We start from the raw sequence: 15,649 nt of genomic DNA, 5'->3' as shown, positions 1-15,649 counted from the left end.
GGAACTCCCATGCTCTCGACTACCGACATCTTCGATCGCATCTATGCCGGCTTCATCGGCAAGGCCATCGGCGTCCGCCTCGGCGCCCCGGTCGAACCGACCATCTGGAGCTACGAGCGAATCCGCGACACCTATGGCGAGATCACGCAGTACCTCCGCGATTTCAAGAACTTCGCCGCCGATGACGATACCAACGGTCCGGTCTACTTCATCCGCGCCCTGCGCGATTACGGCCTCAAGGCCACCGCCGCGGATGTCGGCCGCACCTGGCTCAACTATGCTGCCGAGGAGCACGGCATGTACTGGTGGGGCGGCTTCGGCAACTCCACCGAGCACACCGCCTACAAGAACCTGAAGTCGGGCATGGGGGCGCCGGAGTCCGGCTCCATCGCCACCAACGGCACCACCGTCGCCGAGCAGATCGGCGGCCAGATCTTCATCGACAGCTGGGGCTGGGTGAACCCCGGTAATCCCACGCGCGCCGCCGAGATGTCGGCCATGGCCGCCTCGGTCGCCCATGACGGCGACGGCCTCAACGGCGCCCGCTTCTGCGCGGCAGCTATCGCGCAGGCCTTCGTGGCCAAATCCATCGACGAGACCGTCGAAACCGGCCTTTCGACCATCGACCCCAACTCGACCTACGCCCGCGTCGCCCGCGCCGTCATCGGCTTCCACAAGGCCAACCCTTCCGACTGGCGCCTCTGCCGCGACATGCTCACCGCCGATTGGGGCTACGACCGCTACCCGGGCGTCTGCCACATCATCCCCAACGCCGGCGTCACCGTCATGGCGATCCTCTATGGCGAGGGCGAACTGACCCGCACCGCCGAGATCGCCACAATGGCCGGCTGGGACACCGATTGTAACGCCGGCAATGCCTGCGCCATCGTCGGCACCTTCCAGGGCGTTCAGCCGAGCTGGGACAAGTATCGCAAGCCGATCAACGACTTCGTCATCGCCTCCGGCGTCATCGGCACGCTCAACGTCGTCGATATCCCTAGCTTTGCCCGCGAACTCACGGTGCTAGCCCTCCGCCTCGACGGCAAGGAACCGCCGGCACAATGGGTCGAGGATTTCGAGCGCCGCGGCGTCCGCTTCGATTTCGAAGCCCCCGGCGCCACCCACGCCTTCCGCACCGAGCCGTTCAACCAGATCGAAGTGAAGGCGGCCAAGGACAAGCAGGGTCCGAACTCGCGCGGCGCGCTCGAAGTGCTGCTCGATCGGCTCGAGCGCGGGCAGGGCGGCCGGGTGTTCTGGAAGCCCTTCTACCGCCGCTCGGACTTCGACGACGAGCGCTACCGCCCCATGTTCACCCCGCTCGCCGATGCCGGCCAGACGGTAGAGTTCAAGCTCCAGCTCGATCCGTGGAACGGCGACGGCAACCTCCGCGTCGCCCCCTATGTCCGCCGCGCCATCTCCGGCGAGATCGTCGAAACCGGCGCCTGGCACGTGCCAAGCTCCGCGGGCTGGCAGGACTATGAGTTCGTGATCCCCGAGGGCGACGAAGCTATCGACGAGATCGGCGTACTGGTCGAATATTTCGGCCGCCTCAAATTCCTCGGCCGGCTGTTCCTCTCGGAATTTTCCGTGTCGGGGAAGGGCAAGCTTGCCATCGATCCCAAGATCGAAAAGCAGGAATGGGGCGGCATCACACGCTTCACCTGGAACCGCGGCCACTGGAGCCTGCAGAACGGCGTTATCCACGCGCACACCGCCGAGGACGCGGACGCCTGGACCGGCAACGGCTATCTCCGCGACGTGACGGTAACGGCCGACATCACCCCGCTCGCCGGCAAGTCCCATCTCGTCACCGCCCGCGTCCAGGGTACGAGCCGGTTCTATGCGGCCGGCTTCGAGAACGGCGAAGCGGTGATCGTCAAGCAGGACCACGGGACCACGGTGCTGGCGCGTGCGCCGTTCCCGATCAAACCGGGCGATCAGCACAAGCTCGCGCTGACCGTGGTTGACGATAAACTGACGCTCGCGATCGACGGCAAGAACGTGGTTTCCGCCACCGACGCCCAGTTCCGCTACGGCCAGGCCGGCCTCCGCATGTCCTCGGCGGGACGGATGACGGTATCGCGGCTGGAAGTGGTGGAAGTCTGATGCTCGAGCGTGCGGGTGGGGCCAAGTGAGCGAGCCCATCCCCTTCAACCCCACCGCCACCGGCCCCCTCGACGGCATCCGCGTCATCGACCTGTCGCGCCTCGTTGCCGGCAACATGCTCAGCCTCCAGCTCGCCGATTTCGGTGCCGACGTCATCAAGATCGAGCCGCCGCAGGGCGATCCGCTGCGCGAGTGGCGCGATGACGGGCACTCGCTCTACTGGAAGACCTACGGCCGGAACAAACGTTCGGTGGCGCTCAACCTGCGCGAAGCCCCGCACATGACCGCGCTCAAGACCCTGCTCACCACCGCCGATGTCTTCATCGAAAACTTCCGCCCCGGCACGCTCGAGGAAATGGGCCTCGCGCCCGAAACCCTCCTCGCCGCCAATCCGGACCTCATCATCGTCCGCATCTCCGGCTTCGGCCAGACCGGACCCTATGCCCAGTTCCCCGGCTTCGGCACCATCGTCGAAGCCATGAGCGGCTTTGCCTACCGCACCGGCTTCCCCGATCGCGAGCCAGTCCTGCCGCCGCTGGCGCTGGCCGACATGATCGCCGGCGTCTACGGCGCGAATGCCACCGTCACCGCGCTCTTCGCCCGCTTTCGTGGCAAGGCCCGCGGCCAGGTCATCGACCTCAGCCTGCTCGAGCCGATGTATTCGGTCCTTGGCCCCGAGGCGGCGATCTACAACGTCACCGGTAAGGTCAAGGAGCGCTCGGGCTCGGCTTCCAACACCGCCTCGCCGCGCAACGTCTATCGCTGCGCCGACGGCAAATACGTCGCCCTCTCCGGCTCCACCCCGCAGGTCGCCCGCCGCATCTTCGAAGTCATCGGCAAGCCCGAGATGAACGCGGACCCGCGCTTCGCCACCAACTCCGATCGCGTAAAGCACCGTGATCTTGTCGATGCCGCCGTGGGCGAATGGTTCAGCCACCACACCCACGACGACGCGCTCTCGATCATGCGTGAGGCCGGCGCCACGGTCGGCCCCATCTACTCGATCGCCGATATCGCCGCCGACCCGCACTTCATTGACCGTGGCATCATTGTCGATGTCGAAGACAAGCAGTTCGGATCCTTGCCCATGCACAACATCCTGCCGCGTTTGAGTGAGACGCCAGGCACGTTCCGCCGGCCCGCCCCCGAGCTTGGCGAACACACGGCCGACGTCCTGCGCGAAGCCGGCGTCGACCCTGCAACAGTAGGAGCCTGATCGATGCGCCTGCGCTCGCTGCTCTATGTTCCCGCCCACTCCGAGCGCTTCATCGCCAAGGCGCATGAACGCGGTGCCGATGCCATCATCCTCGATCTCGAGGACGCTGTGCCCGAGGCTGAAAAGACCGCAGCCCGCGACACACTGGCGGCGACCATCGCCTCGGTCACCCGCAACGGCGCTGTAGCCTTCGTCCGCATCAATGCCGGCCCCCGCCAGCGCGACGACGCCCTGGCCGCTGCCCGGGCCGGTGCCTACGGCCTCTTCATCCCGAAAGCCCGCGACCCGGCAGCGCTCGAAGCCCTCGCCGGCACGCTCCGTGCCGAAGAGGCAAAGTTCAACCGCGCGCCGGCCCCATTCGTCGCCATGATCGAGGACCCGGCGGCGCTGCTCGACGCCCGCGCCATCGCCCGCGTCCAGCGTGTCATGGCGCTCAGCTTCGGCGCCGAGGATTTCACCGCCGTCACCGGCGGCACCCCGACCCCCCAGGTCCTCCGCCACCCCAAGCTGATGGTCCACTATGCCGCCAAGGCAGAGGGCAAGCTGTCGCTCGGCCTCCTCCAGTCGATTGCCGACTACGCCGATCTCGAAACCCTCGCCTCCGCCGCCCGCGAGGCCAAGGCACACGGCTTCGATGGCGCCACCTGCATCCACCCTTCAGCCGTTTCAATCCTCAACGATGGTTTTGCGCCCAGCCAGTCGGAGCAAGACTGGGCCACCCGCGTCCTCGCCGCGGCCGAAACCAGCGATGCCGCCTTCACGCTGGATGGTCGTATGGTCGATGCTCCCGTCGTCGCCCGCGCGCGGCGGATCCTCGAGGGCTAGAGCGCCTTTCAGGAAAAGTTGCAGACGTTTCCGGTTCGAAAGCGCGACAATGCTCTAGGCCGCGACGCCCGGCAGGGTGAGCAGCGCTTCGAGCGGCAGCGGCTCCGACAGCAGGAACCCCTGCAACTCGTGGCAGCCGCGGGCGACGAGATAGTCGCGCTGCAGTTCGGTCGCCACGCCCTCGGCTGTTACGCGCATGTTCAGCGACCGCGCCAGGTCGATCACAGTCCGCACGATCACCTCGGCATCGGCGGATTGCCCGATCTGCGCCACGAACGATCGGTCAATCTTCAGCTTGTCGACATTGTACCGGCGCAGGTAGTTGAGCGAGGAGTAGCCAGTGCCAAAATCGTCGAGCGCCAGGCGGATACCCGCAGCCCGCAGCCGGCTGAGCCCGTTCGCGGTCGCTTCGGAATTGTCGAGCAGCACGCCCTCGGTGATTTCGAGCTGCAGGCGCGCGGCGTCGATGCCGCGCTCCGCCAGCCCCTCGATCGCGCGGTCGACGAAACCGCGGCTTCTCAGCTCGACCGGCGATACGTTGACGGCAACCCAGGGGAGCGAGCTCTGCTGCAGCATGGCGCAGGCCTCGTTGAACACCCATTCGCCCAGCCGCTCGATGAGCCCGCGCTCCTCGGCTATGCCGATGAACACTTCGGGCGACAGCAGGCCGCGCGTCGGGTGCTCCCAGCGCACCAGGGCCTCGGCCCCCACCATGCACACCCCGTCGGCGGCAAAGATCGGCTGATAGTCGAGCCGCAGTTCCGTTCCGGCCGCCAGCGCCCGCCGCAGGTCCTGCTCGATCCGCCGCTTGTCCTCGACACTCCGCGCCATCGGCTCGGCGAACACCACCCAGCGTCCACGCCCACGCGCCTTCGCCTCGTAGAGCGCAATATCGGCCTGGCGCAGCATGCCATCCGCATTCGAGCCGGGCTTCCAGCGGGCAATACCGAAGCTGGAGTTGATGAAAGCGGGATCTCCGATCAGGTTAAAGGGCCGACCGAACTGCACCTGTATTGCCGCACAGATCGACTCCGCCGCCCCCGCCGCCGGCCCCTCGAGCAGGATTGCGAACTCGTCGCCACCCAGCCGCGCCATCATGCCTGCCGGTCCGATCAGCTGGAACAACCGGTTGGCAAGCTGGCGCAGCAGGTCATCGCCGGCAACGTGCCCGAGCGTGTCGTTGATATGCTTAAATCGATCGAGATCGAGCAGGACCAGCGCCGCCGGGGTGCCGCCGGCCGCGCGCTCGGCCAGCCCGGCAAGATCGCGCTCGAACTGGGCCCGGTTCGGGAGGCCCGTGAGTGCGTCGTGGTAGGCAAGGAAATGGATACGCGCTTCGGTCTGCCGGCGCTCGGTGATGTCGCGCGCCATGCAGACGAGCCCGATGATTGCACCGTCAGGGGAGCGAAGCGGCCGTTTGGTTGTCGACAGCCAGATCTGGCTGCCGTCAGGGCGAACGACATATTCCTCGTGGTCGATGAGCTGCTTGCCCTCGTGCAGCACGCTGAGGTCATCCTCGTAATAGCGCCGTGCCAGCTCCGGCGGATGCACATCGAGATCGTTCTTGCCGATCAAGTCGTTCGGATTGCCGTGCCCCAGGTCGGCGGCCACGGCCTTGTTGGCGATGACGAAACGCGCCTCGCTGTCCTTGATGTAGAGATAGTCCGGCACCTGGTCGATCATGGTGCGCAGCCAGTCGCGCTCCTCGCGCGCACGGACCTGGTCGCCAGCCAGCGTTGCCGCGAAGCGTTGCAGGCGCTCATTGGCCAACATGAGGCCAGCGTCCGACTCCACCCGGCTCGGGGCGGACACGGGGTCGATCGCGGTCGGCTTCACGGCCATCGCCGCCTCTGGAATCAGTTTCCGGGCCCTGCCATGCTAGGCAAAGTTCGATAAGCAAACCATAAATTGCGACTAAGTAGAATTGAACAAAGTGGCAGGACTATCACGATCCTGCTGCAGTGTGGACCCTCTACCACGACTCGATACTTTGCGCATCATGCTGACACCGGTTAACTCCCGTTAACCCGACTCCCCGCATGGTGCCGGCATGAGCGATATCGCCACCCTGTTGGCCCAGTTGGGCGCCCGCGCCGAGCCGGCCGCCGACCCGGCTCTCGCGGCAGTGCGGCTCGCTCGTGCCACCCTTGACGCGCTGGTACTGAAGCTCGGGCAGAGCATTGACGCCAAGGTGACCGCGCAACTGGCGGCCGGACTGACGCAATTGAGCGCGGGCAGCGAGAGCTTCGTGCTGAAGCTCGAAACCCCGATCCCGATCGGCACGCTGGTGACCGTGAAGGTCGCGCCGTCATCCTCCGGCCAACCCGCGGTTTCCGTCGCACGGCAGCCGCCACTCGCGCCTGCAGCGCCATTGGCTGTGCCGAATCCCGTTGCGCCGCCTTCGACAACAATGCCGCAGGCGGTCCCCGCCGCTCCGGCTCGTCCGGCACCGACGATGCCGCAGCAACTACATCCGCCGGCGCCGTTGAACGTGGCCGTGCCGTTACCAGCGCCCCCGCCGCCCGCACCTCCGGTTGCGCCGGCGCCAGCCGCGGCAATAGCTCCAAGCAACTCCCCGGCGCCGGTCTCGACCGCGGCGCCACCCGCAGTCCCTGCACCGGTATCGCAACCGGTCACGGCATCGGCACCGCCGACCCGGCCGCCGACAGTGCCGACCGCTATCCCGGCGACACTTCCTGCGTCGCAGCCAGCCACACCGCATCCCTCCGCGGCGACCCCTTCGCCGCAACAGCCGATTGTCAGCGCCGTATCAACCCCGGTGGCAACACCCCCCGTTGCAGCCCAGCCAGTCCCGGTGACCGCTCCCGGTACACCGGCAGTCGCAACGCCGTTCGCACCGTCTCAGGAGGCCGCAAGCGCTCCCGACCAGCCCGCCGCGCCAGTCCGGCAGCTTGCCACCCCCTATCCCACGCCGCAGAGGCCGCCACCCGCCATTGGCACGGTATTGCCGCCAGCACCGTCGGCATCTCCGGCGCCGATGCAGCCATCCCTTTCCGCTCCGGAACCCCCAACTCCAGCTGCGTCCGCGCTCGTAAGTTCGCCTGCGCCGGCGACCCCGAGTGCGGTGCCTGCCGCACCGGGCCCGCAGCCCGCCGCACCAAGCGCGGCGCCGGCTGCGCGTCCCGCGCCCTTGCCCCTGCAGCAGGTTCTCGCCGATCCCGTGCAGGCCGCGGCGCGGCAGACGACCGTCGCACCGCTTCTCGCCCAGGCGACTGCGGCACTGGTCGCGCCCGCAGCCTCGGCATTGCCCCTTCCCGTGCTCGAAGCGCTCGCCCGGGTGATGGCGGGCCGCATCGACCTCAACCGCACCCCGCCCGATGGCAAGGCTCTACGCCAGGCAGTTCTGAGCGCCGGAACGCTCGAAGCCGGTCCACGCCAGCCGGACGATATGCGTGCGACTTTGCTTGCCCTGCGCAGCACCCTCGCGAGCTTCCTCGGTGGCAAGGTCGATGCCGTCGCTCCAATCGTGCACCGGCCTGCGCCGCCAATGGCGGGCGAACCGCCGCGCGCGCCCCAGCCGACGCCTGCTGCACCGGTGCCGGATCTGTCGCCCGAGGAAACCGCCAAGCACTTGCTCAGTCACACCGATAGCGCGTTAGCCCGGACGAAGCTGCTGCAACTCGCATCCAGCCCACCGGACGCTCGAAGCCCCGGGCAGGTAACGGGGCCCGAACTGCGCTTCGAAATCCCCATGCTACTCGGTGCGGAGACCGGCATCCTGCAATTGCTGGTACAGCGTGATGGCCGGCACAAACCCGATCCGCGCGAGCGCGGCTGGCGCATGCGCTTCGCCATGCGTTTCAGCGCCATCGGCGAAATCGGCGCCGATATCGCGCTCCTCGGCCGTGCCGCCAATGTCTCGATCTGGGCCGCCGAGCCCGCCACGGCCGACGCGCTCGAGGCCATGCTGCCCGAACTCGCTCCGGCCCTCGCCAGCCACGGCCTCGATGTCGCCGGCCTCCGCGTTCGCCGCGGCATGCCACCTCGCCGACCACAGGCTCCCGGCCAATTGCTGGACAGTGCCCGATGAGCGACACCGACAAGCCGATCAATCTCGCCGTCGCCCTCGAGTACGAGCGCGGCACCCGCAACGCCCCGCGAATCACCGCCAAGGGGCGGGGCGAACTGGCGCGCCGTATCGCCGACATGGCCGAGGAGAGCGGCGTGGTCATCGATGCCAACGGACCACTCGCCGAGGCCCTCGCCGGGGTGGAGCTCGACGAGGAGATTCCCATGGAACTCTACGAGGCGGTGGCCGAAATCATCGGCTTCGTGCTGCGCGCCACCGAGACCCGCCGATAGCTTGCATTCCGCTGTGGCTCGGCGCCAATTGTCGCGCTGCACATCCGGAACTGCATCATGACCAAGATCGCCAACATCGACACCCCCGCCGTGCTCATCGACATCGACCGCGTCGAGGCGAATTTGAAGCGCGCCCAGGCCCACGCCGACAAGGAAGGCTACGCGCTCCGCCCCCACATCAAGACCCACAAGCTGCCGCGTTTCGCCAAGCGCCAGATCGAACTCGGCGCCGTCGGCATCACTGTGCAAAAGCTGGGCGAAGCCGAGGTGATGGCCGACGCGGGCATCAGCGACATCTTCCTCCCCTACAATATCCTCGGCGCCAAGAAGCTCTCGCGGCTCAAGGCGCTCAACGCGCGGGTGACCCTCGCCGTCACCGCCGACAGCCCGGACACCGTCGCCGGCTATGCCGCCACCTTCACCGCCGAGCAGCCGCTGACCGTTCTCGTCGAATGCGATTCCGGCGGCGGCCGCTGCGGCGTCCAGACCCCGGCCCAGGCCGTCGCCCTGGCGCGTCAGATTGCACTTGCGCCCGGGCTCCGCTTCGGTGGCTTGATGACTTACCCGCCGCTGCATGGCGTCGAGAAATCCAACGCCTGGATTGAGGACGCGCTAGCCGTTTTCAAACAGGCCGGCATCGCCGTGCCCAAGGTCACCTCGGGCAACAGCCCGGACATGTGGGCGCCTGGCGGTGGTCCGGTTACCGAGCGGCGGCCGGGCACCTACATCTACTATGATCGCTTCCAGGTGCAGGAAAAGGCCGCAAGCCTCGACGATTGCGCTCTCTCCGTGCTCGCCACCGTCGTCAGTCGGCCGACGGCAACCCGTATCGTCATCGATGCCGGCTCCAAGTCGCTGTCCTCGGACCTCCTCGGCATGCAGGGCTTCGGCCTGGTCATGGGCACCGAACTCACGGTTAAGGGCCTCTCCGAGGAGCATGGCGTCATCGAAATGCCGGTTGCCTCCGACTGGCCGCGGATCGGTGAAAGGCTCCGCATCATCCCCAACCACGCCTGCGTCGTTTCGAACCTCTTCGACACCGTGACCCTCATTTCGGGCGACGAGGTCCGCGGGACCGTGCCCGTTGCGGCCCGGGGGCGAGTCGACTAGGACTGCTGCCCGAACGGGAGACCGATGGCGCCACCACCGGCTTCCTCGTCCTCGACGATGGCAGCGTCCGCTCCCTGCGCACCGTACCGGTCACCATGGAAGGCAGCGACGCGCAGCGCCTCAAGGGTACCGCGATCTACGATGTACCCCGAGCATCCGCCGGTGCCGGTGTTGATCGTGCCCTGGCCGAAGCTGGTCGTACCCATCGCCAATGGCGCCTTTGGCAAGGCCGCCGCGTCCGCGTTCGGCAGCTGACCGAGCGCCCCGTTCGCCGGCGAGGGACTGGTCCGTCCCGCCCACGAGGGCGACTACCCGGTGGAACTGGTTTCCGGTCCCGGCGGCAGGCAAGGCTACAGCATAGATTTCACCCGCGAGCGGGCCCGCGTCACCGCCGAAACCGAGACCGGCGCCCTCTACGGCCTGGTCACGCTGGGCCAGATCCTGCACGACGCTCGCCTGCATCTGCGCCAGTTCTGTTTCCCACCGAAGGCCGCATCGAGGATGCGCCGGCCATGGCTTGGCGCGGCAGCCATCTCGATGTCGCCCGCCGCGTCTATGCCCGCGACGAGGTCGAGCAGTTCGTTGCCATCCTCGCCTGGAACAAGCTCAACGTGCTGCACTGGCACTTGAGTGATGACGAAGCCTAGCGCGTCGAGATCGACGCCTATCCCCAGCTCACCGGTAAGGGCGCCTGGCGCGGCTACGGCATGCCGATCCCGCCCGTGCTCGGCTCGGGCCCGGAGCGCACCGGCGGCTACTACACCAAGGCCGACATCCGCGCGATCGTCGGCCTTGCCACCGAGTTCGGCGTCGACGTCGTCCCCGAGATCGATGTGCCCGGCCACTGCTACGCCCTGCTAGAGGCCATCCCGGCGCTACGCGATGCCGGCGAGAACGCGCCCTACTACACGATCCAGAGCTTCCCCAAGAACTGCCTCAATCCGGCGCTTGCTGCCACCTATGAGGTGATCGAGACCATCTTCACCGAGATGGTCGAACTCTTCCCCTCGCGCTACTTCCATGTCGGCGCCGACGAGGTACCGGAGGATGCCTGGCACGCATCCCCCGCCGCTAATCAGCTGCGCAGGAACTCGGCGTCACCGGCGGAGCACCGCTGCAAGCCCGCTTCCTCCAGCGCGTCCAGGCCTTCCTGAGTTCGAAGGGCAAGATCACCGGCGCCTGGGAAGAGGCGAGCCATGGCGGCGGCATCGACAAGGCCAGCGCCTATCTCGTCGGCTGGCGCGACATGGACGTGAGCCAGAAGCTTGCGGCAGAGGGCTACGACGTCGTCGTGGCTCCGGCGCAGGCCTATTATCTCGATATGGCGAACTCGCCAGATTTCTACGAATGCGGCGCCGCCTGGGCCGGCTGGTCGTCGCTGGAGAATACCTACGCATTCGACCCAGCCGGTGGCTGGAACGAGACCGAACGCCGGCACCTGACTGCTGGTCCGCCTCTACGATCTGCCCGACTTCCCGTCCGAGGCGAAAGTCGCCGCCGCCGGCGTCACTGTCCGCCGTGCCCTGCCGCCGGAACGCCACTTCGTCACGGCCTGGGTCGGCGCAAAGTTCAACAACTACTGGGTTTCCGAGGTGGAGATGGCCATGAGCCAGCACCCGGTCACCTGCTGGATCGCGGTGCGCGGCAACGACCTGCTCGGTTTCGCCTGTCATGACGCCTCCATGAAGGGCTTCTTCGGCCCGACCGGTGTCGGCGAGGCGGCGCGAGGGCAGGGCATCGGCGAAGCTCTCCTCATCGCCACCCTCCGCGGCATGCGCGAGGCCGGGTACGGCTATGCGGTGATTGGCGATCCCGGCCCGGTGGAGTTCTACCAGCGCCGTCTCGATGCACTGGAAATCCCGAAATCAAGTCCGGGAATCTACGGGGGAATGCTGGCCGAACCCAACCCGGAGTGAAGTCAACCGATCGGGCTAACCGAGTCTTTACTTGCCCCCGCTAGGTTCACGCTTGGGATTTCCAGCGGTTCCGGGGCTCAGAGCACTTGCCTAGAAGGGGCAAATCTTCCGGCGTATCTGCCGACGACCCGCCGACAACGGCTGCGGATCGGCCGGACAGTTTCGTCGCGCTGCAGTCCAAGCTTGCGGCGCAGGACCTCCGCATCCGGGCCATCCTCGACAACCTCGCCCAGGGCCTGTCGCTCTACGACAACCAAGCGCGCCTGGTGCTCTGCAACCAGCAGTTCCTCGACATCTATCGGCTGCCGCCCGAACTGGGAAAGCCCGGTACCAGCTTCCGCGACATCCTCGAAGCGCGGGTCGCCGGCAACACCCATGTCGGTGACGACGGCGCGGCCTATGTCGCCGATCGCATCAGCGCGGTTGACGAGGGCAGGACGCTCGGCGGCATTCATCGGCTGAACTCCGGCCAGGTCATTTCCATGACCCATCAGCCGATGGCCGATGGCGGCTGGGTCTCGACCCACAAGGACGTGACCGAAGTCCAGAACATGCAGGCCGAACTCACCCATCTCGCCTACCACGACGCGTTGACCGGCCTGCCCAATCGCACCCTGTTTTACCGGCGCATCGGCAACGCTTTCAAGAATCTCGATGCCCATGGCGGCCTCGCCGTCCTCTGCCTCGATCTCGATGGCTTCAAGCCCGTGAACGACACCATGGGCCACGCCGCGGGCGATGCCTTGCTCCGCCAGTTCGCAGCTCGCCTCATCTCCTGCCTCGGCCCCGACGACACCGCCGCCCGCATGGGTGGCGACGAATTCGCCGTCCTCCACCGCGGCGGCGACGAGGACACCGCTCTCGCCCTCGCCGACCGCATTGCGGAGGCGACGCAAGCGTCCTTCGACCTCGACGGGCGCGTCGCCAGCATCGCCGTCGGCATCGGCATCGCCCATGCCGACCGTGACGGCGGCGATACCGACGCCCTGCTGCATAGCGCCGATCTCGCCCTCTACGCCGCCAAGCGCGATCGGCGCGGCGGCATCCGCAGTTTCGATCCGGCCCTCGATCGCGCCGCTGCCGACCGCCGCCGCATCGAAATGGACCTGAAGCGCGCCATCGAGCTGCAGGAATTCGAGCTCTACTTCCAGCCCATCCTCGATCTCAGGACCGAGGCCTTTTCCGGCTTCGAGGCTCTGCTGCGCTGGCGCCATCCGGAACGCGGCATGATCCCGCCATGCGACTTCATTCCGGTCGCCGAGGAAACCGGGCTCATCCTGCCGATCGGCGAGTGGGTGATCCGCGAGGCGCTGGCCGAAGCTGCACAGTGGCCGGCCGACCTGCGCGTGGCCGTCAACGTCTCGTCCGCGCAACTGGTGCGCGGCAACCTGCCGACCATCCTGATGCAGGCCCTGGCGAAATCGGGCATCGCCCATGGTCGCGTCGAGATTGAGATCACCGAGTCGGTATTTCTCGCAAATTCCGCCGAGAGCCTCGAGACGCTGCGCCAGCTGCGGGCGCTCGGCGTCCGCATCGCTCTCGACGATTTCGGCACTGGTTATTCCGCCCTCGGCTACCTCCTCGCCTTCCCCTTCGACAAGATCAAGATCGACGGTACTTTCGTCCGTGCTCTCTCCAGCGCTGATGGCGCCAAGACCATCGTCAGTGCCGTCGCCGATATCGGCGCCCGGCTCGGCATGGAAACGACGGCGGAGGGCATCGAGGACGCCGATCAGCTGCGCGCCGTGCATGCGGCTGGCTACAAGGAAGCACAGGGCTACCTGATTGCCCGCCCCATGCCCCGCGAAGCCACCCGCCGCATGCTCACCGCCGCCTTCGACGAGATGCCGGAAGTCCTGCCGCAACAGCGCCAGGCCGGTTAGGGGCACCACGGCAGCACCACCCGGTCACGCCGTCGTCATGCGGTCATCCCGCGTTCACGCGAACGTCACACCAGCGTCGCGCACCGGGCGCACGCAACGCTCCGAATAATGCATGGAGCGTCACATGACCGACCGCTTGAAGACCCGCGCGCGCCCGACGCGCCGCCAAGCCTTTGGCACTAAGTATTCCGAACTGATGATTGAAGGCTATTCCCGCCGCTCGGTCCTTAAAGGCCTGCTCGCCGGCACGGCTGTTGTCGCCTCCGGCACCGGTTTTGGCGTTGGGGCAGCGTTCGCCCAGACGAACTCGTCCTCGAGCCTGACCTTCCCCGAACTCACCCGCGTCACCGACAGGGATGACCACTGGCCCGAGGGTTACTCGCGCCAGATCCTCCTGCGCTGGGGCGACAACCTGTTCGCCGACGCGCCGGAGTTCGATCTCGCCGCGTTGAATGGCCCCGCCGCCGAAAAGCAGTTCGGCTACAACAACGATTTCACCGCCTTCTTGTCCCTGCCGCAGGGTAGCGGGAGCAACGACCACGGCCTGCTCGTCGTCAACCACGAATACGCCGCGCCCTACCTGATGTTCCCCGGCGTCACCTATGACGACTACAAGGAGAAGCTCAGCGACGACCAGCTGCGCGCCGTCGCCGCCTCGACCGGCATCTCCGTCGTCGAGGTCAAAAAGAGCGGCAACGAATGGCAAGTCGTCACCGATGGCCAGTACAACCGTCGCGTCCACCTCGGCACCGAGATGCGCCTCTCTGGTCCGGCTGCCGGTGACGATCGGCTCAAGACCTCGATCGATCCCACCGGCACATCGTCTTTGGCTCGATCTCCAACTGCTCGGGTGGCGTCACGCCATGGGGTACGATCCTCTCCGGCGAAGAAGGCGGCATGGACGTCTTCGCCGGCGACTACACCACGCTCGCCGATCAGGAACTCGTCGAGCGCCAGGGCTGGGACGAGGACGAGAATGACGGCTACGGCCTCGGCCGCCTCGAGGATCGGCTGAACTTCGAGAAAGAACCGAACGAGTGGATGAAGTTCGACTGGGTCGTCGAGATCGACCCGTTCGATCCTGAGGCGAAGCCCGTCAAGCGCACCGCGCTCGGCCGCTTCACCCACGAAGGCGCGCAGGTTGCCGTTGCGCCGGATGGCCGCGTCGTCCTCTACATGGGCGACGATGACGACTTCGAGTACCTCTACAAGTTCGTCACGTCCAAGCCCTGGAACCCGGCCGACCGCGCCGCCAACAAGGACCTGCTCGACGAGGGCGCGCTCTACACCGCCCGCTTCGATGCCGACGGCAAGATGGTCTGGCTGCCGCTGATCCAGGGCCAAGGCCCGCTGACGCCCGAGAACGGCTTCCACACCCAGGCCGACGTCGTGCTCCGCACCCGCATGGCCGCTGATCTCCTCGGCGCGACGCCGATGGATGCACCCGAAGGCTTCGTTCCACATCCGAAGACCGGCCGCGTCTACATCGCCATGACCGAGAACGAGGACCGCCTCCCGGCCGGCGAGGGTGATGAAGGCGAGCAGGTCAACGTCGCCAACACCCGCGCGCCCAACCCCGACGGCCACATCCTCGAGCTCACCCCGCCGGGCACGCCCGACGCTCCCGACCATGCCGCGACCGACTACACTTGGGACGCCTTCATTCTCTGTGGCGACCCCCGGGATCCGGCCTCGCATGCCCTCTGCCACCCGCAGACGTCCGAAAATGGCTGGTTCACCGACCCGGACAATCTCTCGGTCGATCCCGCCGGCCGCCTCTGGGTCACCACTGATGGCCCACCGGATGCCGGCTTCAACGACGCGCTCTACGTCGCCGACACCGAAGGCGACGGCAAAGCTCTGCCCAAGCTGTTCTACGTGCCGCCGGTGGGCTCGGAAGTCTGCTCGCCGGCCTTCACGCCCGACGGCAAGACCATGTTCCTCTCCATCCAGCACCCGGGAGAACTGCGTCTCGATGACGGCGAGGATTCGACCTCCATCGCCGACGCTGGCACCAACTGGCCCGACTTCATCGAGGGCCAGGGCCCGCGTCCCTCGCTGGTGGTGATCACCAAAGACGATGACGCGGTGATCGGCAGCTGACACAGACTTGGTGGGAGCGTTCTGCTCTCCCACCCACTGATGTCATCCCCGCGAAAGCGGGGACCCAGTGCGATCTATCGGCCTGGTGCGGCGCTGCGGCATCCCACTAGGTTCCCGCTTTCGCGGGAATGACGTCGGAGTGGGACAAAAACAACAAAGAAAGGGCG

The 15,649-nt window shown here is 66.9% G+C and carries 11 protein-coding genes and 2 pseudogenes; 11 read left to right on the top strand and 2 right to left on the bottom strand.

What is annotated here, in order from left to right; genetic code table 11:
• Positions 1 to 9: 9 nt before the first annotated feature.
• The 3 genes from ACOYW5_RS11415 to ACOYW5_RS11405 are packed head-to-tail and all read left to right on the top strand — an operon-like array spanning position 10 to position 4,147.
• A complete protein-coding gene (locus tag ACOYW5_RS11415; protein ID WP_423069364.1) occupies positions 10 to 2,106 on the top strand; it encodes an ADP-ribosylglycohydrolase family protein in 2,097 nt (698 codons plus the stop codon).
• Between the two features lie 25 nt (positions 2,107 to 2,131).
• Positions 2,132 to 3,322: a CaiB/BaiF CoA transferase family protein gene (locus tag ACOYW5_RS11410; protein WP_423069363.1), complete on the top strand. Its 1,191-nt coding sequence runs from the start codon at positions 2,132 to 2,134 to the stop codon at positions 3,320 to 3,322.
• Positions 3,323 to 3,325: 3 nt separating this feature from the next.
• A complete protein-coding gene (locus ACOYW5_RS11405; RefSeq protein ID WP_423069362.1) occupies positions 3,326 to 4,147 on the top strand; it encodes an HpcH/HpaI aldolase/citrate lyase family protein in 822 nt (273 codons plus the stop codon).
• Between the two features lie 54 nt (positions 4,148 to 4,201).
• Here the strand turns inward: ACOYW5_RS11405 and ACOYW5_RS11400 are convergent, their stop codons facing one another.
• On the bottom strand, positions 4,202 to 5,989 hold the full coding sequence (locus ACOYW5_RS11400; RefSeq protein ID WP_423069361.1) for a putative bifunctional diguanylate cyclase/phosphodiesterase: 1,788 nt from the start codon (positions 5,987 to 5,989) through the stop codon (positions 4,202 to 4,204).
• Positions 5,990 to 7,298: 1,309 nt separating this feature from the next.
• On the opposite strand from ACOYW5_RS11400, the gene ACOYW5_RS11395 reads away from it, so the two are divergent.
• Genes ACOYW5_RS11395 through ACOYW5_RS11385 form a run of 3 tightly spaced genes read left to right on the top strand, consistent with a single transcriptional unit; the run spans position 7,299 to position 9,580 of the window.
• On the top strand, positions 7,299 to 8,198 hold the full coding sequence (locus ACOYW5_RS11395) for a flagellar hook-length control protein FliK (protein WP_423069360.1): 900 nt from the start codon (positions 7,299 to 7,301) through the stop codon (positions 8,196 to 8,198).
• Complete coding sequence (locus tag ACOYW5_RS11390; RefSeq protein ID WP_423069359.1) at positions 8,195 to 8,470, top strand: EscU/YscU/HrcU family type III secretion system export apparatus switch protein; 276 nt, start codon at positions 8,195 to 8,197, stop codon at positions 8,468 to 8,470. Before ACOYW5_RS11395 ends, ACOYW5_RS11390 begins: the two co-directional genes overlap by 4 nt.
• A gap of 57 nt (positions 8,471 to 8,527) precedes the next feature.
• Positions 8,528 to 9,580: a D-TA family PLP-dependent enzyme gene (locus ACOYW5_RS11385; protein WP_423069358.1), complete on the top strand. Its 1,053-nt coding sequence runs from the start codon at positions 8,528 to 8,530 to the stop codon at positions 9,578 to 9,580.
• Here the strand turns inward: ACOYW5_RS11385 and ACOYW5_RS11380 are convergent.
• Positions 9,577 to 9,786 carry a hypothetical protein gene (locus tag ACOYW5_RS11380; RefSeq protein WP_423069357.1) on the bottom strand — a complete coding sequence of 70 codons (210 nt, stop codon included), beginning with the start codon at positions 9,784 to 9,786 and terminating at the stop codon, positions 9,577 to 9,579. The genes ACOYW5_RS11385 and ACOYW5_RS11380 overlap by 4 nt on opposite strands.
• A 109-nt stretch (positions 9,787 to 9,895) precedes the next feature.
• Between ACOYW5_RS11380 and ACOYW5_RS11375 the strand changes: the two genes are divergently transcribed.
• From ACOYW5_RS11375 to ACOYW5_RS11355, 5 genes and pseudogenes are all read left to right on the top strand, one after another.
• Complete coding sequence (locus ACOYW5_RS11375; RefSeq protein ID WP_423069356.1) at positions 9,896 to 10,210, top strand: glycoside hydrolase family 20 zincin-like fold domain-containing protein; 315 nt, start codon at positions 9,896 to 9,898, stop codon at positions 10,208 to 10,210.
• A pseudogene (locus ACOYW5_RS11370) lies at positions 10,093 to 10,937 on the top strand (family 20 glycosylhydrolase); the annotation flags it as partial. The gene ACOYW5_RS11375 and the pseudogene ACOYW5_RS11370, both read left to right, overlap by 118 nt.
• Positions 10,938 to 11,022: 85 nt before the next feature.
• On the top strand, positions 11,023 to 11,496 hold the full coding sequence (locus tag ACOYW5_RS11365) for a GNAT family N-acetyltransferase (RefSeq protein ID WP_423069453.1): 474 nt from the start codon (positions 11,023 to 11,025) through the stop codon (positions 11,494 to 11,496).
• 86 nt (positions 11,497 to 11,582) lie between these two features.
• Positions 11,583 to 13,379, top strand: coding sequence for a putative bifunctional diguanylate cyclase/phosphodiesterase (locus ACOYW5_RS11360; protein ID WP_423069355.1), 1,797 nt, complete (start codon positions 11,583 to 11,585; stop codon positions 13,377 to 13,379).
• A gap of 112 nt (positions 13,380 to 13,491) precedes the next feature.
• A pseudogene (locus ACOYW5_RS11355) lies at positions 13,492 to 15,482 on the top strand (PhoX family protein).
• The last annotated feature ends 167 nt before the right edge of the window (positions 15,483 to 15,649 follow it).

This window comes from Devosia sp. CN2-171 (assembly GCF_049354815.1).
Classification (GTDB): domain Bacteria; phylum Pseudomonadota; class Alphaproteobacteria; order Rhizobiales; family Devosiaceae; genus Devosia_A.
The sequence above is the reverse complement of the archived record's forward strand: the minus strand, read 5'-3'. Positions and strand labels throughout refer to the sequence as shown.